Source organism: Streptomyces sp. NPDC020958 (genome assembly GCF_055562175.1).
Window position 1 is genome coordinate 551,520 of record NZ_JBVHFU010000003.1, and the last position, 20,993, is coordinate 572,512.

A 20,993-nucleotide genomic window follows, 5' to 3' on the forward strand; every position below is an offset into this window, starting at 1 on the left:
CGTGGCCGGTCGCCACCCTGGCGGGCATGGGCCGCACGAACCCGGCGAGGGGCCGGTCGGCCCAAGCCGTGCCCGGTTCCGCCGGCGCAGTCTGAAGACGTGGACGCCAAGCCGACCGACCCCACCGAGCCGACCGTGAGCGACGTGATGACCCGCACCGTCGTCGCCCTGCGCACGGGCGCGACCTTCAAGGACATCGTGAGGACCATGGGGGAGTGGCACGTCAGCGCCCTTCCCGTGCTGGACGGCGACGGGCGCGTCACCGGGGTCGTCTCGGAGGCGGACCTGCTGCCCAAGGAGGTGTACCGGGAGGGCGCGGAGAACCCCCGGGAGCACCTGCGGCACCTGGCCGAGGCCCGCAAGGCGGATGCGGTGACCGCCGGTGAGCTGATGACCGCCCCGGCCGTCACCGTGCTGCCCGGGGCGTCCCTCGCCCACGCCGCCCGGCTGATGGCCCGCCGCGGGGTGAAGCGGCTGCCGGTGGTCGGTCACGACGGGGCGCTCGTGGGCATCGTCAGCCGCTCCGACCTGCTGAAGGTCTTCCTGCGCGACGACGAGGACATCGCCGCGGAGGTACGCCGCCAGGTGGTCGGCCATCTCTTCGGCACCTTCCCGGCACCCGTGGCCGTCGAGGTGTGCGACGGGGTCGTCACGCTCACCGGACGCGTCGAGGACACGGTGCTCGTCCCGCTGGCCACCCTGCTGGCCCGGTCCGTACCGGGCGTCGTCGACGTGCACTGCGCCCTGACCGGACGACGGCGCCCTTGAGAGGTGACTGAGAGGTTTCTGTGCAACGCTGGCGCGCCTTCGCACCAGGCGTCCCACCGACCCCCTCACCGACTCCCCCCAAGGACCTGTTCATGACCCTGATAAACGGCCTGCCCGCCCACGTCCTGCTCGTGCACCTCGTCGTGGTCCTCGTCCCCCTGACCGCGTTGGCGCTCGTGGCTGCGGCGGTCTCGCCGCGGGCGGCCCGCCGCATGGGCGTGGTGCTGCCGCTGCTCGCGCTGGTCACGCTGATCGGGGTGCCGCTCACCACGCAGGCCGGTGAATGGCTGGAGCGCCACGTCGACGACGACCCCCTGGTGCGCCGGCACGCCGAGCTCGGGGACGGGCTGCTTCCCTGGGCCCTGGGCCTGTTCCTGCTGGCGGCCCTGGTCTGGTGGGCCGGCCGGTCGTCGGCCGCGGCGTCCGGCCCGGATGCGGCGGGCGCCTCCGTCTGGTCCGGCACGCCCCTGCGGGTGGCCGCGGTGGTCCTGTCGCTGGTGGTGGCGGCGGGCGCCGTGGTGGACGTCTACCGCATCGGCGACTCGGGCGCGAAGGCGGCCTGGCACGACAGCTTCACCCAGTCCGCCTCGAACGGCGGCACGGAACACTGACGGGTCCCCGCCCGTAGCGGCGGGGCAGCTCAGCACGGGGCGCCCGCCGGGCACGGTGTGCGCACCGGCGGGCTGCTACGTGTCCGACAGCCGCGCCTCCTCCAGGTCGAGCCACCGCTGCAACCTGCGGCGGGTGGTGTCGCTGATGGTGTGGGAGTCGTAGAGGCGCTGGAGTTCCGTGAGCCGCACAAGGGTCCATGCGCGAGCTCGTGCTCCTGTGGGCCGCCGACCGGGTGGACGAGTCCCGCAGCGCGCACCGAGGCGTGTGGCGTCGACCGCGGCCCCGGTGTCCCCGACGGGACGATCCCTCGACCGGTCGCGAGGTCGGTCAGGGGCACAGTCTCGGGTCGGGATGCCCGGGGTGCGCGACCGGCACGGGGCACGGGTCGTGGCATGCGGCGTGCCTGAGGCGGACCACGGCGTCGAGTCCACCGCCGGGGGCCGCCTCCAGGGTGACCTCGCCCCCTCCCGCGCGGGTGAGGTGCCGTACCAGGGGCAGGCCGAGGCCGGTCCCGTCGTGGTCGGCGTGCGGAGCACGCCAGAAGCGGTCGAAGGCCCGGTGCCGTTCGGCCTCGGTCATGCCGGGACCCTGGTCGATCACGTGCAGCTCGGCCATGGCCGGGGTACGGGCTCCCCGTGCGGGGGCGGCCACGACGGCCAGCGTGACGGCGGTCCCCGGTGCGGACACCCGGAGCGCGTTGGAGAGCAGGTTGTCGATGATCTGTTCCAGTGCGCCGGGGACCGCCAGCACCGGCACGGACGTGCCTCCGGTCACCCGGATGTCGACCTGCTGTTCGTCGGCGAAGGCCGTCCAGATGTCCGCGCGGCCGGAGACGACGGCGTTCAGATCGGCGGGTTCCGCCCGGATCTCCGTGTTCTCCAGCCGGGCCAGCGCCAGCAGCCCCTGCACCATGCGGCTGAGCCGCTCCAGCTCCCCGAGCGCCTGGTCGAGGCTGTCCTGGGCGCAGGGGGCGAGGTGCGGCTCGAAGTTCTCCAGACGCAGGCGGAGCGAGGTCAGGGGTGTCTTCAGCTGGTGCGACACGTCGGAGGCGAACGCCTGCTGAGCCTGGAGCAGGTGCTGGAGCCGGGTCGCGGTCCGGGTGAACGACGCGGTGAGCCTGCGCAGTTCCGGTGGCCCGTGGCCGGTGGCCGGCGGATCGGTGATCCGGCCCTCGGCGAGCTGCGCGGTGGCGCGTTCCAGGGCCTGCACGGGGCGGGTGATCGAACGCGCGAGAGCGAAGCCGATCAGCGAGGCCGCGGCGAGGACGGAGAGACCGACGGCGGCGAGGACCAGCCAGGTGGTGCGCACCCTGTCCTTGACCGGGCCCAGCGCGTACTCCGTTCGCACCACACAGGCCACGGTGGGGGCGGAGCCGCCCGGCACGGTGACGAAGAGGAGTCCACCGTCCGCGGACGGGTCCCGGCGCGTGCCCACGGCGGGGCGGTCGCGCAGCGCCGTGGAGATGTCCGGCTCCGCGGACAGGTCCGTGCCGACCGGGGCGTGGGCAGCGGTGTCGGTGAGGACGAGGCCCCGGCGGTCGGCGACGAGCACGGTGGCGCCGGTCCGCCGCCCGTACGCGCGGGCGAGGTCGGGCAGGTCCGCCGTCAGCCCGTGCTCCATCTTGTCCTCGCACACCTCGGCGAGCGTCATCGCCCCCTGCTCCGCCGTGCGGGAGAAGCGGGCCAGCTCGCTGCGGGCGTAGAAGACGCCGAAGGGCACTTCGAGTGCGAGCAGGACGAGCAGTATCAGGCTCAGGTGGCTGAGCAGGAGGCGACGGGTCACCGGATCTCTGCCGGGGGGACGAGGCGGAAGCCGATTCCGCGGATGTTCTCGATCCAGGACGCGTCGCCGAGTTTGCGGCGCAGCGCGGCGATGTGGACGTCCAGGGTCTTGGTGGGGCCGAAGAAGTTCGGCTCCCAGACCGTGTCGAGGATCTGCCGGCGGGAGCAGACGGCGCCGGGGTCCTCCGCCAGGCAGGCGAGCAGGTCGAACTCCTTGGGCGCGAGGGCGATGGACGACCGGTGCAGGCGTACCTGCCGGGTGCGGCAGTCGATGGTCAGCGGGCCGATCCGCTGGACGCCGGGCGTCCCGGGACGATCAGGGCCGTCGGCGGGCCGCGCCGAGCCACCCGGGGGGTCGGCGAGGGCCGGGCGGGCACGGCGGGTGACGGCACGGATCCTGGCGACGAGCTCCCGCACTCCGAACGGCTTGGAGACGTAGTCGTCCGCACCCAGTTCGAGGCCGAGCACCCGGTCCACCTCGTCGTCCCTGGCCGTGATCATGATGATCGGCACGGCCGAGCGGGACCGTAGCGCCCGGCAGACGTCGATGCCGTCCATGTCGGGCAGCCCCAGGTCCAGCAGCACCATCGCCGCCTCCGGCGCGGCGAGGCCCTCGGCCCCCGTCCGGGCGTGGTCCACGGTGAACCCGAACCGGTGCAGCCCCTCCGCCAGCGGCCCGGCCACCCGCTCGTCGTCCTCGATCAGCAAGACACGCATGCCGAAAGGCTCACAGACGCCGGCCCCGGCGCGTGGCGCAAACGCCGCAAGCTCCCCCGAGTCAGTGATCTTCCACGACCGGCTCATGCGGTGGGGCGCGGTTTTCTGACGACATCAAGGGCCCGGCCAGCGTGGCGTAAGCCGAGAGTTAAGACGCCGGACGCCCGCCCCCGGTCTCCCAGGTCACGCGCGGATGCTGATCCAAAGTCAGCTCGCGGGGCCCGGCGTCCTGTGCGGCCGGTCCGGCCGGAACCGCGCCGGGAGAAACGCTGTTTCAGGGGGGTCCGCGAGCCTCTCGCTGTCTTCGCTCTGGCAGTTCCCTTGATCGTCTTCCCGTAGCGTCGGCCGGGCGGTCGGTGCCACCGGAGCACCACCGGACCACCCGCCACCGCGAGAACCAGGGACACCGCATGCCCATCGACGAACTGCGCCGCGTCCGCCCGGACCTGGTGGAGCCCTTCGCGACCGCGCTCCCGGGAGCACGCGCCACCGTGCTGTCCCGCCTGTGGGGCGCCTTCGCACGAGAACCCCTGCCCGGTGTGGCCACGCGTCGCCGTGCGTCCGGATCCCTGGTGGTCCACCTGCGACGGGGCGGTTCGCTCTCGGCGCCCGAGGCGGCGGCGCGGCCGTTCGCCGACGTACCGCCCGACTTCGCCGTGTCGGGGCCGCAGGGACCGATCGGCGACCCGGTCCGGCTGCTGGCACAGCTGGGCCTGCGGACCGCCGCGGCGCAGCGGCTGGCGGCCGAACTCGACAACAGCGTCGTCAACCTGGCCCTCGCCAGAGCCGCGAACGCGGGCCGGAAGGCCGCTCCGGCCGACTCGGCGGAGGCCGAGCAGGCGGTCGTCGACGGCCACCCGCAGCACCCCTGCTGCCGGACCCGCACCGGCATGTCCGTCGCCGACGTGCTCGCCTACGCGCCCGAACACCACCCGGTCGTCCGGCTGGCGCTGCTCCGGGTCCCGGCCGACCGCTGGCAGGGCGCCGGCGACTGGCCGGCGACCCTGCGCGACGGCGACGCCCGCCTGCTGCCGGTGCACCCCTGGCAGCGCGACCACGTGCTCCGGCACCACCGGGACCTGGCAGTCGTCGAGGAGACGCTCCCGGCCCGCCCGTTGCTGTCGCTGCGCACCCTCGCACCGGTGGGCGGCGCCCTGCCCGGCTGCCACGTCAAGACCGCGCTCGACGTCCAGGTCACCAACTACCGGCGCACCATCTCCGCGGCCGAGGTCGCCGACGGGCCCCCGCTGTCCGAGCTGGTCGCGGCCGCCCTCGACAAGGCCGGACACGGCGACGGCCTGCGCGTCCTGCGGGAGCTGGGCGGCGGCTCGGTGCGCGTGGACGGGCAGCCGTCCGCGAGCCTGACGGCCATGATCCGCGAATCGACCGAGTGCCACCTCGACGCCGGTGAGATCGCCGTGCCGCTCACAGCCGTGCACGCGACCGGAGCCGTCGTGGTGTCGGGGGACCCGGTGCGCTGGCTGGCGGACCTCGCCGGTCTCGTCCTGCCGCCGGCCCTGACGCTGCTGTCCATGGGGGTGGCCCTCGAGGCACACGGCCAGAACACCCTGGTCGTCCTGCGGGACGGACGGCCGGTGCGGGTGCTGTACCGGGACCTGGACGGCGTCCGGGTCAGCCCGCGCCGCCTGGCCCGGTGCGGTTTCACGCTGCCGCCGCTGCTCGGCAGCCGCGCCGGCGACGACATCGGCGCGCTGCGCACCAAGCTCTTCGGCGGCCTGGTCAGCGGCGTCTTCAGTGAGCTGGTCGACGTCCTCGGCCGGACCCGGGCGGCTGAGCCGCGGGCGCTGTGGGGCACGGTCGCCGAGGCCGGCCGCCGTGTCTTCGCCGACCTGCCGGACCAGGAGGACGCGGCGGCGTTCTTCGGGGACACGATGCCGCTGAAGGCGACCGTCGCCATGCGCCTGTCCGCCAACCCGGGCGCCGCGCAATGGACGTCCGTACCCAACCCCCTGGCGCTGTGCCGTTGACCTCCGACACCGACCGCTTTCCCCCAGGAGCGACCACATGACCACCGGCACCGCCCCCGGCACCGACCGTGCCACCACCGCCCCCGCCCCCCACACCGACCGCACCACCACCGCCCCCGCCCCGACCGCCGAGCCGTCACGGACGGCCGACCTCGTCACGGCCCACACACTGCTCAACTGCCTGATCCGCGAGGTGTCCGCCCCCGAGCACCAGGTGACGGTCGTCGACGACCACCTCCTGCTCCGGCTGCCCCGCCGGGGCCTGCTGCTGCGGGCCGCGCTGCGGCGGACCTCGCTGATCGGAGCGCACCGCTTCCAGGGCTCGGTGCAGCGGCTCGACGGCGACGCCTGGGTGAGCGTGGACTGGCGCGAGCTGGCCGCCTGCATCCAGGACGAACTGGAACAGCGCACCGGTCTGGCCAACGAGGAGTTCCTGGGCCAGGTCGCGGACAGCCGGGAGACGATCCGCGTCGTGCTGGAGGAGCGGGCGGGGACCCGCGCGCCCGCGGACCCGTACGTCGCCTCGGAGCAGTCCCTGGTGTTCGGCCACCGCTTCCATCCCACGCCCAAGGCCCGTACCGGCGACCCGGCGGACTGGCTGGCGTACGGCCCGGAGACCGGCACCCGCTTCCGCCTGCGCTACCTGGCCGTGCGCCGCCACCTCGTACGGGAGGAGGGCGAGCCGCAGGCGCTGGACGCGCTGCACCCGGTGGCCGGCCCGGAGTTCGCCGTACTCCCCGTGCACCCCTGGCAGTACCGGCTGCTGAAGGACCACGACCGGCTGCGCGAGGCGGTCGCCGCCGGGGACGTCGTGGACACCGGCACGGGCGGCCCGGAGCTGGTGCCGACCGCGTCCGTGCGGACGCTGTACGCACCGGAGGCCGACACGTTCCTGAAGTTCAGCCTCAACGTCCGCCTCACCAACTGCGTCCGCAAGCACGCGAGTTACGAACTGTCCGGGGCCGTCGCCCTCAACCGGCTGCTCCAGCCGGTCTTCGCCCGGCTCACCGACCGCTTCCCGGGCTGTGCGCTGCTGGCCGAGCCCGGCTACCGCACCCTCGACCCGGCCGGCGACACCGCCCTCCTGGAGGGCTTCGGCGTCATCGTCCGCTCCGGCCTGCGCGGTCATCTGCGTCCCGGGGTCACGCCCCTGCTCGCCGCCGCGGTGGCCGACGAGTACCCGACCGGCGCGGCCCATGTCTCCCGGCTGCTCGCCCGCGGCGACGGCGACGTCCTGGCCTGGTGGGACGCGTATCTCGGGCTGTTGCTGCCGCCGGTCCTGGCCGCCTACTTCGAGCACGGCGTCGTCCTCGAACCCCACCTGCAGAACGTCGTCGTCGGCGTCCGGGCCGACGGTACGCCCGCGCAGATGTTCTTCCGCGACCTGGAGGGCACCAAGCTCCTGCCGGGCCGCCACCGGCAGGCCCTCGCGGACCTCCCCGACGCCGTGCGCGGCCCCCTCACCTACGATCCCGAACACGGCTGGAACCGGGTCGCGTACTGCCTCCTCGTCAACCACACCGCCGAGGTGCTCAGCGCCCTGGCCGACCTCGACCCGACCCTGGAACCCGCCCTGTGGGGACTGGTCCGCGACCACCTCGCCGCGTACGCCCGCACCGCCGCCGAACCGCCGCGCCTGCGTGCCCTGCTGTCCGGCGTGCCGCTGCCGGCCAAGGCCAACCTGCTGCTGCGCTGGTCCCGCAAGGCCGACCGGCACGCGACCTACGTGCCGCTGCCCAGCCCGCTCGGCGCGGACTTCCCCCGCGAGGTGGTCCGGTGAGGCCCGAGACGTACGATCTCGTCGCGGCACTGCCCGACGACGACCTGCCCGCCTACGTCTACGACCTGCCCGGCCTGCGCGACCACGTGCGCGCGATCCGGGCCGCGCTGCCGGACCGCGTCGAGCTGCTCTACGCGGCCAAGGCCAACTCCGACCCCCGGATCCTGCGCACGCTCACCGCACACGTCCACGGCTTCGAGGTGGCCTCCGGCGGCGAACTGGACCACGTCCGCGCCGTCGTCCCGGGCGCGCCGATCGCCTTCGGCGGTCCCGGCAAGACCTCGCAGGAGCTGACCCGGGCGCTGGCCGCGGGAGTCGGGCGCCTGCACATCGAGAGCGAACACGAACTCCGCCTGCTGACCACCCTGCTGGGCGGGCGGATCGTGGACGTCCTGCTGCGCGTCAACCTGCCCGTCGACGTGGGCCCGGTCGCCCTGGCCATGGGCGGGGGTCCGTTCGGCATGGATCCCGTACAGCTGGACCGCTGCCTGGAGCTGATGCGGTCGGTACCGGGCGTCCGGTTGCGCGGCCTCCACCTCCACCTCGCCAGCGGCCTCCAGGCCCGGCCCCAGCTGCTGCTCGTCGACGAGATCCTCACCTGGGCCGCGAGCTGGGCCGGCGAGCGCGGGGTCGAGCTGCGCGAGGTCAACGTCGGCGGCGGCATGGGCGTCGACTACACGCACCCGCCCAGGGTGTTCGACTGGCCCGCCCTGGGCGCCGGACTGCGCCGGATCCTCGCCCGCCACCCCCACCTCACTCTGCGGATCGAGCCCGGCCGCTCGGTCACGGCGTACTGCGGCTGGTACGTCACCGAAGTCCTGGACCTCAAGTCCAGCCGGGGGCACGCGTTCGCCGTCCTGCGCGGCGGCACCCACCACCTGCGCACCCCGGCCGCGAAACAGCACGACCAGCCCTTCGAGGTGATCCCCCGGGAGACCTGGCCGCGGCCCTGGAACCGTCCCGAGATCAGGGACGAGCCGGTGACGCTGGTCGGACAGCTCTGCACGCCCAAGGACGTCCTGGCGAGCCGGATCACGACGGAACGGCTGCGGGTCGGCGACCGGGTCGCCTTCGCGATGGCCGGCGCCTACGCGTGGAACATCTCCCACCACGCGTTCCTCATGCACCCGCACCCGACCTTCCACCACCTCGACGACGCCCAGGCGCCCGCCACGGGCGGCATGTCTGCCCGCCGGACGTCATGAGTGCCGTCGTCCGCCCGCCGGCGACGCACGCGCTCGCCGTCCGGAACTTCCGGCGCTACCTCATCGGACAGCTGGTCTCCAACATCGGCACGTGGATGCAGCGCGCCGCCCAGGACCTGCTCGTCCTGCACACCACCGGCAACAGCGGCAGCGCGGTCGGCATCGTGACCGCGCTGCAGTTCCTGCCCGGGACCCTGCTGGGCCTGACCGGAGGCGTACTGGCCGACCGGTATCCCAAACGACGGACCCTGCTCCTGACCCAGACGGCGATGGCCGCCCAGTCGCTCCTGCTGGGACTGCTCACGGTCACCGGAGCGGTGAACCTGCCGTCCCTCTACGCGCTGGCCCTCGTCCTCGGCGCCGCCACCGCCGTGGACGGTCCCGCCCGCAACGCCTACATCGGCGAACTCGTCTCCCGTGAGCACACGGCCGGCGCCGTCAGCCTGAACGCCGCCCAGTTCAACGTGGCCCGCGCCGTCGGCCCGGCCCTCGCCGGCCTGGCCGTCGCGGCCTTCGGCACCGGCCCGGTGTTCCTCCTGAACACCGCCTCGTACCTGGCCGTCCTGCACGGCCTGATCACCATCCGTACCGACACGCCGGACGCCCCCGCCCCCGCCCGAGCGGGCCCCGCCCGAGTGAGCGAGGCGCTCCGCCACATCGCCACCACCCCGGACCTGCTGCTCCCGATCGGCCTCGTCGCCTTCGTCGGCACCTTCGGCCTCAACTTCCAGGTCACCATCTCGCTCGTGGCCGTCACGGTGTTCCACACGGGCGCCGCCTCCTTCGGCTGGCTCTCCGCCGCCTACGCCCTGGGCGGCCTCCTCGGCGCGCTCTACTGGGCCCACCACGGCAAGCCCCCCACCCGGCGCCGTCTGACCTCCACCGCGATCGGCTTCGGCGCACTGGAGATCGCGCAGGGCCTCATGCCGGGCTACGGCTCGTTCCTGCTCCTGCTGTTCCTCACCGGATGCGCCGCGGTGACCGTCACCACCACCGCCAACGCGCTGATCCAGCTGCACGCCGACCCACCGCTGCGCGGCCGGGTCCTGTCCGTGTACTTCCTCGTCCTCCTCGGCGGCACCCCCGTCGGCGCACCTCTGGTCGGTCTGGTGTCCGATACGCTCGGAGCCCGCTTCACCCTGGTCCTGGGCGGCGCCGTCTCGCTCGTCGCGGCGCTCGCGCTCGGCGTCCTGGCCCGCGGGCGTGGGGCGCGGAGCCCCCGGAGACGGCGCGGCCCCGCGCCCGCGGCCGAGGGGGCGGCTGCCTGCCCGGCACCCGCGCACCTTAGTCTTACAACATGTAGGAGCTGCCCGGGGTGCGAGCGCGCCCCGGCAGGTCAAGAGCGCACTCCGTGGGCCGCCTCCCGGCGCCGACGGGGACGGGCGCTGACCGAGGAGTGGCGAGAATGAGCGAACACCGGCGCCGACCGTCGGGGCGGGCCGTACCGCCCGGCCCCGACGGCACGCAACACGGCGGCCGGGCCGCGGCGCGCCGGGCCGCGCAGACCCGGGACGGGCGCGGCCGCCGAGCCGTCGCTACCCGGCAGGCGGACGCCGGGCGCCCCCGTCGACGCGGCCTGATCGACTACCCGCGGGCCGGCCGACGCGGCCTCCGGCGGTGGCTGCCGTCGTGGAAGCTGGTGTCCGGCACCTTCCTGCTGTTCGCCGCCGGCCTGCTGGGCCTGTTCGGCTACGCCTACGCCACGACGACCATCCCCGGCGCGAACCCCAGCACCCAGGCGCAGAGCAACACCTACTACTGGTCGGACGGCTCGGTGATGACCACCCAGGGGTCCACCAACCGGCAGAACGTCGAGCTCGCCCAGGTGCCGAAGCTGGTGCAGTGGGACTTCCTCGCCGCGGAGAACGCCACCTTCTACACCGATCCGGGCGTCGACACGCAGGGCATGCTCCGCGCCGTCTACCACATGGCCACGGGCGGTGAGGTGCAGTCGGGGTCCACCATCACCCAGCAGTTCGTGAAGAACACCTACCTCAGCCAGGACCAGTCGGTGACCCGCAAGCTCAGGGAGATCATGATCTCCCTGAAGATCGGCGGGCAGATGTCCAAGCAGCAGATCCTGCAGGGGTACCTGAACACCTGCTACTACGGCCGGGACGCCTACGGCATAGAAGCGGCGGCCCGCACCTACTACCACGTGCACGCCTTCCAGCTGACCGTCAGCCAGGGGGCCTTCATCGCCGCCACGGTCAACGAGCCGAGCGTGCTGATGCACGCCGACACCGACCCGCAGGCCAAGGCCCAGGCCACGGCCCGCTGGAGGTACGTGCTGGACCGGATGGCCAAGATCCACAAGATCACCGCGGCCCAGGAACAGCAGTACCTGGCGGCAGGGTTCCCCACGCCCAAGCCGTACGCGCCCTCGGCGGGCATGGCCGGGCAGACCGGGTACCTGGTGCAGGCCGCGGAGAAGTACGTCGAGGCCCACACGTCCCTCACGGACCAGCAGCTGGGCCACGGCGGCTACCAGATCTACACCACCTTCGACAAGAAGAAGGTCGGCGCCCTGTCGGCGTCCGTCACGGCGATGGAGCGCAAGCACCTGGATCCGCAGCACCGCGCGGCCGACAAGGACGTCCAGGTCGGCGCGGCGTCGATCGATCCGTCCACCGGCGCGCTCGTCGCGCTGTACGGAGGGCCCGGCTGGAACAAGGGGCACTGGACGGACAACGCCGACGCGACCGGCGTCCCGGTCGGCTCCACCTTCAAACCCCTCGACCTGGCCGCCGCCCTCGACCACGGCGCCGTCCTCTCACCCGGGCAGCCGGCCTCGCCCATCACCCCGGACTCGAAGTTCGACGGCGACGACGGCATCACCATCAAGAACCAGCAGGGCCAGGAGCTGCCGGACGCGAAGGACCCCACGGGACTCCTGCACCAGCGCAACGACGTCACCACGAAGTGGGGCTACATCACCCTGCGCAAGGCGATGGAGCAGTCGGTCAACACCCCGTACGTCCAGCTCGGCGAGTACGTCGGCTACGACGCCGTGGAGGGCGAGGCCCTGAAGGCCGGGCTCCTGCGCCCGAGCCTGCAGTACGACACCCCGGGCTTCTACATCGGTACGTCCACCCCGTCGGCGATCCGCATGGCGGACGCGTACGCCACCTTCGACGACGGCGGAGTCCAGCACGAGCCGTACTCGGTGACCAAGGTCGTCGCCGACGGCCGGCAGCTGCCCGGCTTCGACAAGCCCAAGGGCACCATGGCCATGCCCGCCTCGACCGCCGACACCGTCACCGACGTCCTGCGGGACGTCGTCAAGAACGGCACCGGTACCAACGCCCAGGCCCTGGGCCGTCCGGCGGCCGGCAAGACGGGTACCACCGACGACTACAAGTCCGCCTGGTTCATCGGCTACACCCCGCAGCTCACCACGGCCGTGAGCATGTTCAAGGAGGACCCGAAGAACGCCGGCCTCCAGTCCATGCAGGGGGTCGGCGGCTACGCCAAGGTCTTCGGCGCCGACATGCCCACCGAGGTGTGGACCGGCTACATGACCGCCGCCCTCCGGGGACAGCCCGTCCAGCAGTTCCCGCCCGCCCCCGCGCTCGGCCAGTCCACGGACGAGTACGGCGCACCCTCGCCCACGCCCTCCGCCACCGTGGCCCCGAGCACACCCCCGGCCACCCCGACCGCGCCGGCCACCCCGACGACCCCCACCACCGCACCGTGCCGCGGGCACGGAAGGCACTGTGTCGGCCCGAGCCCCACCGACACCGCGGGAACCGGGGGCGGTACCGGCGGCGGTACCGGCGGCGGCCTGTTCGGCGGCACGACCGGCGGCACGACCGGCGGCACGACCGGCGGTGCCACCTCACCCGCGCCGACGAGCACCACACCGGCGCCGGCGCGCGTCCGCGGTTAGGGTCTGCCCGTGGCTTTCATCGTGGTGTGCGAGGACGACGCGGCGGTCCGTGACGTCCTCAAGCGCGCGCTGGAGCACGACGGCCACACGGTCGCCGTCGCCGCCACCGCGGACGGCCTGCTGCGCCGGCTCGACCCGGCCCCTCACCTGGTCGTCCTGGACCTGGGGCTCCCGGACGCCGACGGCCGCGACGTCTGCCTGGCACTGCGCTCGCGCGGCGTCGACGCCCCGGTGCTGATGCTCACCGCGCTGGACGGCATGCACCACAAGGTAGGGGGGTTCGAGGCGGGAGCCGACGACTACATGACGAAACCGTTCGACATCCCGGAGCTGCTGGTGCGGGTCCGTGCCCTGCTGCGCAGGACAACCGCGACGACCCCGCCGAGGGGCGTCGTCCTCGATCCCGCGAAGCACGTCGTGACCTACGGTTCGACGAGCGAGAGCCTGACGCCGACCGAGTTCCGGCTGCTGGGCAGGCTCATCGCCGCACAGGGTGACGCGGTACGCCGGCACGCCCTCGTCGCCGCGGGCTGGCCGCACGGGGCTCAGGTCAGCGACAACACCCTGGACTCCTTCGTCCGCCGGCTGCGGACCAAACTCGGTGCGCTGGGCGTGGCCGACCGCCTGGCGACGGTCCGTGGGGTGGGCTACCGATGGGAGTGACGGGTTTTCGTGGCAGGGTCGTCGCGCTCGCGGTACTGATCGCGACAGCGGTCGTCGCGGTCCTGGTGGTGGTCTCCCACGTGTTGCTGAGCCGGGTGACCGACGCCGACGCGAACGCCCTGGCGCACACCCGTGCCGAAGCGGCGGCGGCGAACGTGGCCGTACGCGGTGGCCGCGTCGTGCTGATCGAGGGCGGCAACGAAGCACTGGACACGGTCTCGTGGGTGTATGCCGACGGGCACCTCATCGATGGAATCGTGCCGGCCGGTGTGCTCGACCGCGTCGACGCGCTGGTCGGCTCCGGGCAGTCCCGGACCACCACGGTCGGCGGTGACCTGTTGTACGCCCAGCCGATCCGCCAGCAAGGCCACCACGTCATGGTGGTCGTGCGGGTCGATCTGACACCGTACGAGACGTCGGAGCAGCGCAGCCTGACGATGTCGCTCATCCTGGGCGGCATCGCGATCCTGCTCGCCGGTGTCGTCGCGCGCCTCGTGGTGGGCCGCGCGCTGCGGGTGGTCCACGACATGGCCGCGCTCGCCGACGAATGGGGCGAGCACGAACCCGGGCGCCGCTTCGACCTCGGCGTGCCCCGGGACGAGTTCGGGGAGCTCGGACGGACGCTCGACCGCCTGCTCGACCGGGTGGACAACGCGCTCGCGGACGAGCGCCGGCTCACCGACGAGATCGCCCACGAGCTGCGCACGCCCCTGACGGCCCTGCGGGGCGAGGCACAGCTGGCGCAGCTCTCCGGTCAGCAGGTGGCACCCCAGGCCGTGCTGACCGAGGTGGACCGCCTGAACACGGCGATCACCGCGATCCTCGGTGCCGCCCGGACCCGGATCGACGGCGGCACCCGCTGCGATCTCCGGGCGGCGGCGCGACAGGCCGTCGCCGGTCGGTCCATCGAACTCGCCGTCCCGGCCGACGTCGACGTCGCCGTGGCCACGGAACTCGTCGTGGCCGTGTTGTCACCCCTGCTGGAGAACGGCCTGCGGCACGCGAACTCGCGCGTCTGGGTCACGGGGCGCGTGCAGCCCGAGGGGGTCGTGATCGACGTCCTCGACGACGGTCCGGGGTTCGACCCGGCGGAGGTCGACCGGGTCTTCGAGGCGGGCGTGACCAGCGGCGACGGACACGGACTGGGGCTGGCCGTGGTCAAGCGGCTCGCCGCGTCCGCCGGAGTGGCGGTCCGTGCGATCGCGGCCGGTCACGGTCGCGTCGAGGTGACCTTCCCCACGCCGGAGGCGGCCGCGTAGTCAGGTTGTGTGCAGGTTCGCCACACCAACCTCATTGCATGACAACGACGAGCGAAGCCCGCACGCACCGCAGCGGGCGGCTGATGCTGAACAAGGTTCCCGAGGTCACCGTCTGGTTCTGGGTGATCAAGATCCTGTGCACGACCGTCGGTGAGAGTTTCGCCGACTGGATCAACATGAAACTGGGCGTCGGCCTGGTGAACACGGCCTGGATCTTCACCGCGGTGTTCGTCGTGGTCCTCGCCGTCCAGCTGCGGCTGAAGCGGTACGTACCGTTCCCGTACTGGCTGACCGTGGTCGTCGTCAGTGTCACGGGCACGCTGTACACCGACATCCTGACCGACCAGCTCAACGTGCCGCTGTGGATCAGCACCGTGGTGTTCTCGGTCCTGCTCGCGGTGGTCTTCGGCGCGTGGTGGCTGCGCGAGCGCACCCTCTCGATCCACTCGGTCAACACCCTGCCGCGTGAGTCGTTCTACTGGCTCACCGTTCTCGTCACCTTCGCCCTCGGCACCGCGACCGGCGACTGGACCCTGGAGCTCACCGGCTGGAGCCCGGGAGTTTCGGTCCTGCTGCCGCTCGGCCTCATCGCGGCGATCACGCTGCTGTGGAAGTTCGGCGCGAACCCGGTGCTGTCCTTCTGGCTCGCCTACATCCTGACTCGCCCGCTGGGCGCCAACATCGGCGACTGGCTCGCCTCCCCGAAGGTCGCCGCGCCGGGCGAGCCGACCGGCCTGGCGATGGGCACCTTCACCACCAGCCTGATCTTCCTCGGCCTGATCCTGGCGACCGTCGTCTACCTGACGGTGACCCGCTCCGACGTGATCGAGACCTACGACGCCACGCACACCCCGCAGGTCACCGCCGACCCGCGGCGGGAGCGCGTCGCGCTGGCTGGCTTCGGCCTCCTCGCCGTCGCCACCGTGGGCCTGCTGGTCTGGGCGCACGGCCGGCCGCACGTCGGCCCGGCGCCGGAGACCGACGCCACCTCCACCGTCCATCTCGCCCCCGGCCAGGCCGTGAAGAAGTTCCCGGCCAAGAAGGTCGACGCGCTGCGGGCCCTCGCCTCGACCTCGCTCAAGGACGCGCAGTCGGGGAACGCGAGCGGCGCCCACGCGGCCGCCCAGTCGCTGCGCGACCTCTGGGACGCCGACCAGGCCACGTTGCAGCCGCTGGACAACACCGGCTGGACGTTCCTCGACGCCCAGATGGACCAGGTCCTGAAGACCTTCGGCATCGACCACCCGAACCCGCCGATGCCGCCGGCCCGTCAGGAGGCCGAACTGCGCACCCTCCTCACGGACATGCGCTGACGGACCTGATCGGCGGCGACTTCACCGGAGTCGCCGCCGATCACGCCCCGGTGGGCAGTCGACACGCCCGCCCGTGAGTTCTGCTACCGGCTCGCCGCTGGACCCCGGGCTGCCCTGCCCGCCGCTCGGCGTTGTGAACCGCGGGGCACTCGCCGTACCGGCGGCTCCGCGGACGCGTGCTCAGTCCGGCGGACCGGGCTGCTGTTCCAACCGATACCCGTGCCCCCGCAACGTGGTGATCCGCGGCAGCCGGGCCGGCCGCCCACCCGTCTGTGCCGCCTCGGCGAGTCCCCGGCGCAGGCCCGCCAACGTCACGTCCAGGGTCTTGGTGGAGCCGAACCAGTTCTCGTCCCACACCTCGGCCATCAGCGTCTCGCGCGAGACCGCCTCGCCGGCCCGCGCGGCCAGCACCGCGAGCAGATCGAACTCCTTGGCGCGCAGCGGGACGTCGACGCCTAGCAGGACGCAGCGCCGGGCCGTCACGTCGACGACCAGATCGCCCAGCCGCACCGGCTCCCGGGCCGGCGCGGCCACCGTGTGCCGTCTGAGGTGGGCCCGCAGCCGGGCGAGCAGCACGGTCAGGCTGAACGGCTTGACCAGGTAGTCGTCGGCACCGGCGTCCAGCCCGGCGATGATGTCGATGTCGTCCGTCCGTGCCGTCAGCACGACGATCAGCAGGTCGGGGAGGCGGGCACGCAGTTGCCGGGCGACGTCCAGGCCGTCCATGTCCGGCAGCCCCAGGTCCAGCAGCAGGACCTCGTACGGTGCCCGCCCGGCCTCCGCCAGTGCGCCCGCTCCGGTGCGGCACCAGGTCGGGGCGTAGTCGTGGCCGCGCAGGCCGGTTTCCAGGTGGCGGCCGATGGTGTCGTCGTCCTCGACGACGAGGACGCGCAGTCGGCTGCGGTCCGGTGCGGCGGGCGTGCGCATGGTCGACAGCTTAGGAGCCGCCGGGACGAGGGGCTCGTCACGGGTGCGGGCCGGGTTCACAGGTCGCGGAGCTCCTCCACGGCGGGGCGGTGGCTGCCGCGGATGCCGTTGAGGGCCGCTGCCAGGATCGCGGCGACGGCGGCTGCCCCGGTGAGTGCCAGGTAGGCATCGGGGACCGACAGGGCCGCGGGGGGCGGATCGAAGACGCCGGTCAGGACCTTGACCAGCATCTCCGACAGGGCCCAGCCGATGAGGGCGCCTCCGGCCAGGCCGGCGACGGCCAGGAGCAGGGCCTCGGAGAGGACCATGCCGCGCAGGTGGCGGGGTTGCGCGCCGAGGACGGTGGCGATGGCGAAGGTCCGGCGGCGTTCTGCGAGTCCGAGGGCGAGGACCAGGCCGCCGGCCCCGGCGGCGAGCAGGACGGCGAAGGCGAGCTCGATGCGGGTGAGGCCGGCCAGGTCGACGGAGGTCAGGCTGGTGCCGACGGTGCCGCGGGTCTGGGTGAGGTCGGTGACGGTGGCCCGGGTACCCAGCTGTCCCCGCAGGTGGGCGGCGATCCGCTGCTGGTTCGTGCCGCCGGTGTCGAGGAGGAAGGCGCCGACCGAGTCGTCGCCGGTGGCCTGGGCGATGTAGGCGGCGTTGGCGACGAAGAAGCTGTCCTTGGGGGCGGTGGGGAACTCCTTGGCGATGCCGGCGTAGTGGAAGGGGACCGTGCGCAGGGACTTGGTGCGCGTGTCCTGGATGCGCAGGTTGACGGTGTCTCCGGGGGAGAGCTGGAAGTCGTTCACGGTCTCGACACTGACCAGGAGGTTGTCCGGGCGCTGGGCGAGGCGGTGCATCAGCTGGTCGGCGGTGCCGCCGGCGAAGTAGGCGTCCTGGAGCGAGGTGGCCTTGGCGACGCTGTCCGGTCGGACGCCGTAGAGGTCCTGGAGGTCGGAGCCGACGTAGGCGAAGCGGTGCTGGAGGGGCTCGACGTGCCGTACGCCGGAGACCTTCAGTGCTGCTCCGGCCGCGGGCGGTACCTGGGCGCCGGGTGGTTCGGTGACGGTGACGTCGGCGCCGTTGGTCAGCCGGGCATCGACCTCGGCCTGCTGGTGGTAGGTGGCGTTGAAGACGGCGGTGGAGATCGCGAAGGAGACGGCGAGGGCGAGCAGGACCACCGACCGGGCGAACGGGCGGCGGCGCCGGGCCAGGACGGCGGCGGTGGTGCCGGCCAGGGTCGCGGTCAGCGGCCGGACCAGCCGGGCCAGCGCGGGTCGGCCGTGAGTGAGGGAGAGCAGGACGAGACGCCACAGCAGCAGGGCCGCGCCGATCCACAGCAGGGCGGGGCCGAGAAAGGCCCAGTACGACACGGAGATGCTGGGGACGCCCTCCGGGGCGAGGACGAGTGCGTACTGGTTGCCCGAGGAGGCACGGAAGACGAGCCACGAGCCGATCAGGAAGGCGAAGTCCAGGCCGTAGCGCAGCCACCAGGGTGACCGGGAGCGTCGGACGTCCTCCTGCTTGCGGGTGTCGGCGACGGTCACCGTGCGCAGGTCCCGCAGGGCCGGGACGAGGACCGCACCCGCGGCCACCGCGGCCCCGAGCACGAAGGCGACGCCGTACCACACGTACCAACTGCCGGCGCTCGCCCCGAAGGAGGCCGTGCCGAAGGCGAGACGGCCGGTGAGGGCGGCGATGCCCAGCCCGGCCAGACCTCCGGCCAGACCGATCAGGGCGGCCTCCAGACCGGCGAGTGCGGTGATCTGGCGGGGCCGCAGACCGCGCAGCCGCAGCAGCCCCTGTTCCTGACGGCGCCGTTCGCCGCCGGCCGAGGCGACCGCCGCCGTCAGCGTGGCGGCCAGCACGGCGCCCGGCACACCGAGGAAGAGGAAGAGGATCTGGGCGTACAGGGCGTCCTGGCGGGCCGAGTCGAGCGCCGCGCCGATGTTGTTGCCGACCAGGGCCGTACCGGCGGAGCGGGCTTCGAGGTTGTGGGCGGCTCCGGTGACGGCGGAGTACGCGGCGGCCGGGTCGGAGGGCAACCGGGTGTTGTCGCGGGCGGCGTGGATCTGGGTGGTGACGCCGGTGGCGCCGCGGGTGAGGGCGGCGAACCGGGTGGCGGGCAGGAGGACGACGTTGTCCGGGGGCGCGGTCGGCTGGGACTGGCTGGGGGCTCCGACGGTCTGGAAGAGGGAGTCGGCCTGCGGCAGGTCGACCACACCGTCCACCTTCACCTGGCGCAGACCGGCACCGGGGAGCTGGACACCGATGGTGTCGCCGGGGGCCGCGTGCAGGTTGGAGGCGGTCTGCTGGGCCAGCAGGACTCCGGTGGACGAGCCGGAGAGCGTGCGCATGGCGTCGGGGAACCGGGCGCGGTAGCCGTCAGGAAGGCCGAGGGCCACGCCGGGGCCGGTGGCCTGGGTGCTGCCCTGCACGCGGGCGGTGAAGCCGCTGGTGTGCGCGAAGCCGACGGGCAGGGCGGTGCGGGTGCCCGGGGTCCCGGCCACCAGGGACAGGACCGTACGCGGGTCGGCGCCCGGCTGCACCTGCACCTGCCAGTCCACGGCGACCGAGCGCACGGCACGCTGGGTCATCGTCGCCTTCGACGCGGTGAGGAAGGAGCCGAGCGCGGCGACCAGGGCGACCGCGAGCGCGACGCCGGTCAGGGCGGCCAGCAGCCGTCCGGTGCGGTGGCGGGCCAGTCCGCTCGCCCAGGTGGTGATCACGGCACCTCCTCGGGTGCGAGCAGGCGTCCGTCGCGCATGCTCCGGCGGACGGTGAGCCGGGCGGCGACGGCCGGGTCGTGGGTGGTGACGACGAGGGCCGCGCCGGTGTGGTCGGCGGCCGTCAGGAGGGCGTCCAGGACGTGGCTGCCGGTGGCGTGGTCGAGGCGCCCGGTGGGTTCGTCGGCGAGGATCAGCCGGGGCTCCTGGGCCAGGACCCGGGCGACGGCCACCCGCTGGGCCTGACCGCCGGAGATCTCCTCGGGGAGCCGGTCGGCCAGGTCGGCGGCGTCCACCAGGGCGAGGGCCGCGAGCGCGCACAGTCGCGCTCGCCCTCCGGACGATCGGTGAGGACCAGGGGCAGAGCGGTGTTCTCCACCACGTTCAGGGCGGGTATCAGGCTGTCGCCCTGGAAGACCAGGCCGATGTCGTACGGCCCGAGCGCCGCGGCCCGGGAGACGGTGCCGCTGGTGGGCTGTTCCAGCCCGGCGAGCAGGTGCAGCAGTGAGCTCTTGCCCGATCCCGAGGGGCCGACGACCGCGAGCCGGTCCCCGGCCCGGACCTCCAGGTCGGCCCCGTGCACGGCCACGACCGCCTGAGGCCCACGGCCGAAGGTCAGGGCCGCGTCCGCGCAGCTGACAAGCACCTCATCCGACGGCATCGGGTGCCTCCTCGTGGTCCTGGCGCCGGGCCTCGGTGGCCTTCCCGTCCGTCAGGGTGATCACCCGGTCCGCGATACGGACCGCTTCCCGGCTGTGCGTGACGATCAGCACCGCGCACCCCTCCGCGGCCCGCTCCCGCAGCATCGACAGGACCAACTGCTCTGTCACGCCGTCGAGTTCACCGGTCGGTTCGTCGGCGAGCAGGACGGCGGGCGAGTTGGCCAGCGCGACGGCGAGCCCGGCCCGCGCCAGCTCTCCGCCGGACAGCCGGCGCGGCAGGGCGTGCGCCCGGTCGGCGAGCCCCACCCGGGCCAGCAGTTCGCCGGCCGGGACGGGGGCCCTGCGGCCCTGTGCCCGCTGCGGCAGGCGGACGTTGTCGCGCACGCTGAGGTGCGGCAGCAGGTTGCGGGTCTGGAGCAGGACGCCGATGTGCCGGGCCCGCAGCCGGGCCCGCTCGGTCTCGGGCCGGTGGCTGATCCGTACGCCGTCGACGCGGACCTCACCGCCGGAGGGCTCGTCGAGTCCGGCCAGGCACGCCAGCAGGGTCGACTTGCCGGCCCCGGACGGGCCCACGACCGCGACCGTCTCGCCACGTCCCACTCTCAGCGACACCCCGCGCAGCGCGAGTGTCTCCTCCTCGCCGGCCCGGTAGAAGCGGTACAGCTCGCGGGCCGTGAGGACGTCGTCGGCGGCGCCGCCCGTCCGTGTGCTGTCGGACATGGTG

Annotated in this window: 17 protein-coding genes; 10 read left to right on the forward strand and 7 right to left on the reverse strand. The window is 73.4% G+C overall.

Features of this window, described 5'->3' with window-relative positions:
- Positions 1 to 147: 147 nt before the first annotated feature.
- Together ACZ3KP_RS12715 and ACZ3KP_RS12720 are read left to right on the forward strand one after the other, a co-directional pair.
- The gene (locus tag ACZ3KP_RS12715) at positions 148 to 768 is read left to right on the forward strand and encodes a CBS domain-containing protein (protein WP_467499262.1); all 621 of its coding nucleotides are present in this window, start codon (positions 148 to 150) and stop codon (positions 766 to 768) included.
- Between the two features lie 92 nt (positions 769 to 860).
- Positions 861 to 1,379 (forward strand): DUF2231 domain-containing protein, encoded by a 519-nt coding sequence (locus ACZ3KP_RS12720; RefSeq protein WP_467498850.1) that lies wholly within the window; start codon positions 861 to 863, stop codon positions 1,377 to 1,379.
- Positions 1,380 to 1,707: 328 nt separating this feature from the next.
- Here ACZ3KP_RS12720 and ACZ3KP_RS12725 read toward each other — a convergent pair whose 3' ends face one another.
- Positions 1,708 to 3,162: a sensor histidine kinase gene (locus tag ACZ3KP_RS12725; protein ID WP_467498852.1), complete on the reverse strand. Its 1,455-nt coding sequence runs from the start codon at positions 3,160 to 3,162 to the stop codon at positions 1,708 to 1,710.
- Entirely contained in the window at positions 3,159 to 3,878 is a 720-nt protein-coding gene (locus tag ACZ3KP_RS12730) for a response regulator transcription factor (protein ID WP_467498854.1), read from the reverse strand. Before ACZ3KP_RS12730 ends, ACZ3KP_RS12725 begins: the two co-directional genes overlap by 4 nt.
- Positions 3,879 to 4,288: 410 nt before the next feature.
- Here ACZ3KP_RS12730 and ACZ3KP_RS12735 point away from each other — a divergent pair, with 410 nt between their 5' ends.
- The 8 genes from ACZ3KP_RS12735 to ACZ3KP_RS12770 are packed head-to-tail and all read left to right on the forward strand — an operon-like array spanning position 4,289 to position 15,975.
- Positions 4,289 to 5,866 (forward strand): IucA/IucC family protein, encoded by a 1,578-nt coding sequence (locus ACZ3KP_RS12735; protein ID WP_467498856.1) that lies wholly within the window; start codon positions 4,289 to 4,291, stop codon positions 5,864 to 5,866.
- Between the two features lie 37 nt (positions 5,867 to 5,903).
- Positions 5,904 to 7,646, forward strand: a complete 1,743-nt coding sequence (locus ACZ3KP_RS12740) for an IucA/IucC family protein (RefSeq protein WP_467498858.1) — start codon at positions 5,904 to 5,906, stop codon at positions 7,644 to 7,646.
- Positions 7,643 to 8,851, forward strand: a complete 1,209-nt coding sequence (locus tag ACZ3KP_RS12745; RefSeq protein WP_467498860.1) for a type III PLP-dependent enzyme — start codon at positions 7,643 to 7,645, stop codon at positions 8,849 to 8,851. The genes ACZ3KP_RS12740 and ACZ3KP_RS12745 overlap by 4 nt, the downstream gene beginning before the upstream one ends.
- A complete protein-coding gene (locus tag ACZ3KP_RS12750; RefSeq protein WP_467498862.1) occupies positions 8,848 to 10,260 on the forward strand; it encodes an MFS transporter in 1,413 nt (470 codons plus the stop codon). Before ACZ3KP_RS12745 ends, ACZ3KP_RS12750 begins: the two co-directional genes overlap by 4 nt.
- Positions 10,257 to 12,740 carry a transglycosylase domain-containing protein gene (locus ACZ3KP_RS12755; protein ID WP_467498864.1) on the forward strand — a complete coding sequence of 828 codons (2,484 nt, stop codon included), beginning with the start codon at positions 10,257 to 10,259 and terminating at the stop codon, positions 12,738 to 12,740. Before ACZ3KP_RS12750 ends, ACZ3KP_RS12755 begins: the two co-directional genes overlap by 4 nt.
- A gap of 9 nt (positions 12,741 to 12,749) precedes the next feature.
- A complete protein-coding gene (locus ACZ3KP_RS12760) occupies positions 12,750 to 13,403 on the forward strand; it encodes a response regulator transcription factor (RefSeq protein WP_467498865.1) in 654 nt (217 codons plus the stop codon).
- Positions 13,394 to 14,662 (forward strand): sensor histidine kinase, encoded by a 1,269-nt coding sequence (locus ACZ3KP_RS12765; RefSeq protein WP_467498867.1) that lies wholly within the window; start codon positions 13,394 to 13,396, stop codon positions 14,660 to 14,662. The genes ACZ3KP_RS12760 and ACZ3KP_RS12765 overlap by 10 nt, the downstream gene beginning before the upstream one ends.
- 38 nt (positions 14,663 to 14,700) lie before the next feature.
- The gene (locus tag ACZ3KP_RS12770) at positions 14,701 to 15,975 is read left to right on the forward strand and encodes a COG4705 family protein (RefSeq protein ID WP_467498869.1); all 1,275 of its coding nucleotides are present in this window, start codon (positions 14,701 to 14,703) and stop codon (positions 15,973 to 15,975) included.
- Positions 15,976 to 16,155: 180 nt separating this feature from the next.
- Here ACZ3KP_RS12770 and ACZ3KP_RS12775 read toward each other — a convergent pair whose 3' ends face one another.
- From ACZ3KP_RS12775 to ACZ3KP_RS12795, 5 genes are read right to left on the reverse strand one after another with little or no spacing between them, the layout of a single operon-like run.
- Positions 16,156 to 16,902, reverse strand: coding sequence for a response regulator transcription factor (locus ACZ3KP_RS12775; RefSeq protein ID WP_467498871.1), 747 nt, complete (start codon positions 16,900 to 16,902; stop codon positions 16,156 to 16,158).
- Positions 16,903 to 16,958: 56 nt separating this feature from the next.
- On the reverse strand, positions 16,959 to 19,610 hold the full coding sequence (locus ACZ3KP_RS12780; RefSeq protein ID WP_467498874.1) for an FtsX-like permease family protein: 2,652 nt from the start codon (positions 19,608 to 19,610) through the stop codon (positions 16,959 to 16,961).
- Positions 19,607 to 19,903: an ATP-binding cassette domain-containing protein gene (locus tag ACZ3KP_RS12785; protein WP_467498876.1), complete on the reverse strand. Its 297-nt coding sequence runs from the start codon at positions 19,901 to 19,903 to the stop codon at positions 19,607 to 19,609. Before ACZ3KP_RS12785 ends, ACZ3KP_RS12780 begins: the two co-directional genes overlap by 4 nt.
- A complete protein-coding gene (locus tag ACZ3KP_RS12790) occupies positions 19,801 to 20,268 on the reverse strand; it encodes an ATP-binding cassette domain-containing protein (protein WP_467498877.1) in 468 nt (155 codons plus the stop codon). The genes ACZ3KP_RS12785 and ACZ3KP_RS12790 overlap by 103 nt, the downstream gene beginning before the upstream one ends.
- Positions 20,255 to 20,989, reverse strand: coding sequence for an ABC transporter ATP-binding protein (locus tag ACZ3KP_RS12795; protein ID WP_467498879.1), 735 nt, complete (start codon positions 20,987 to 20,989; stop codon positions 20,255 to 20,257). The genes ACZ3KP_RS12790 and ACZ3KP_RS12795 overlap by 14 nt, the downstream gene beginning before the upstream one ends.
- Positions 20,990 to 20,993 lie beyond the last annotated feature (4 nt).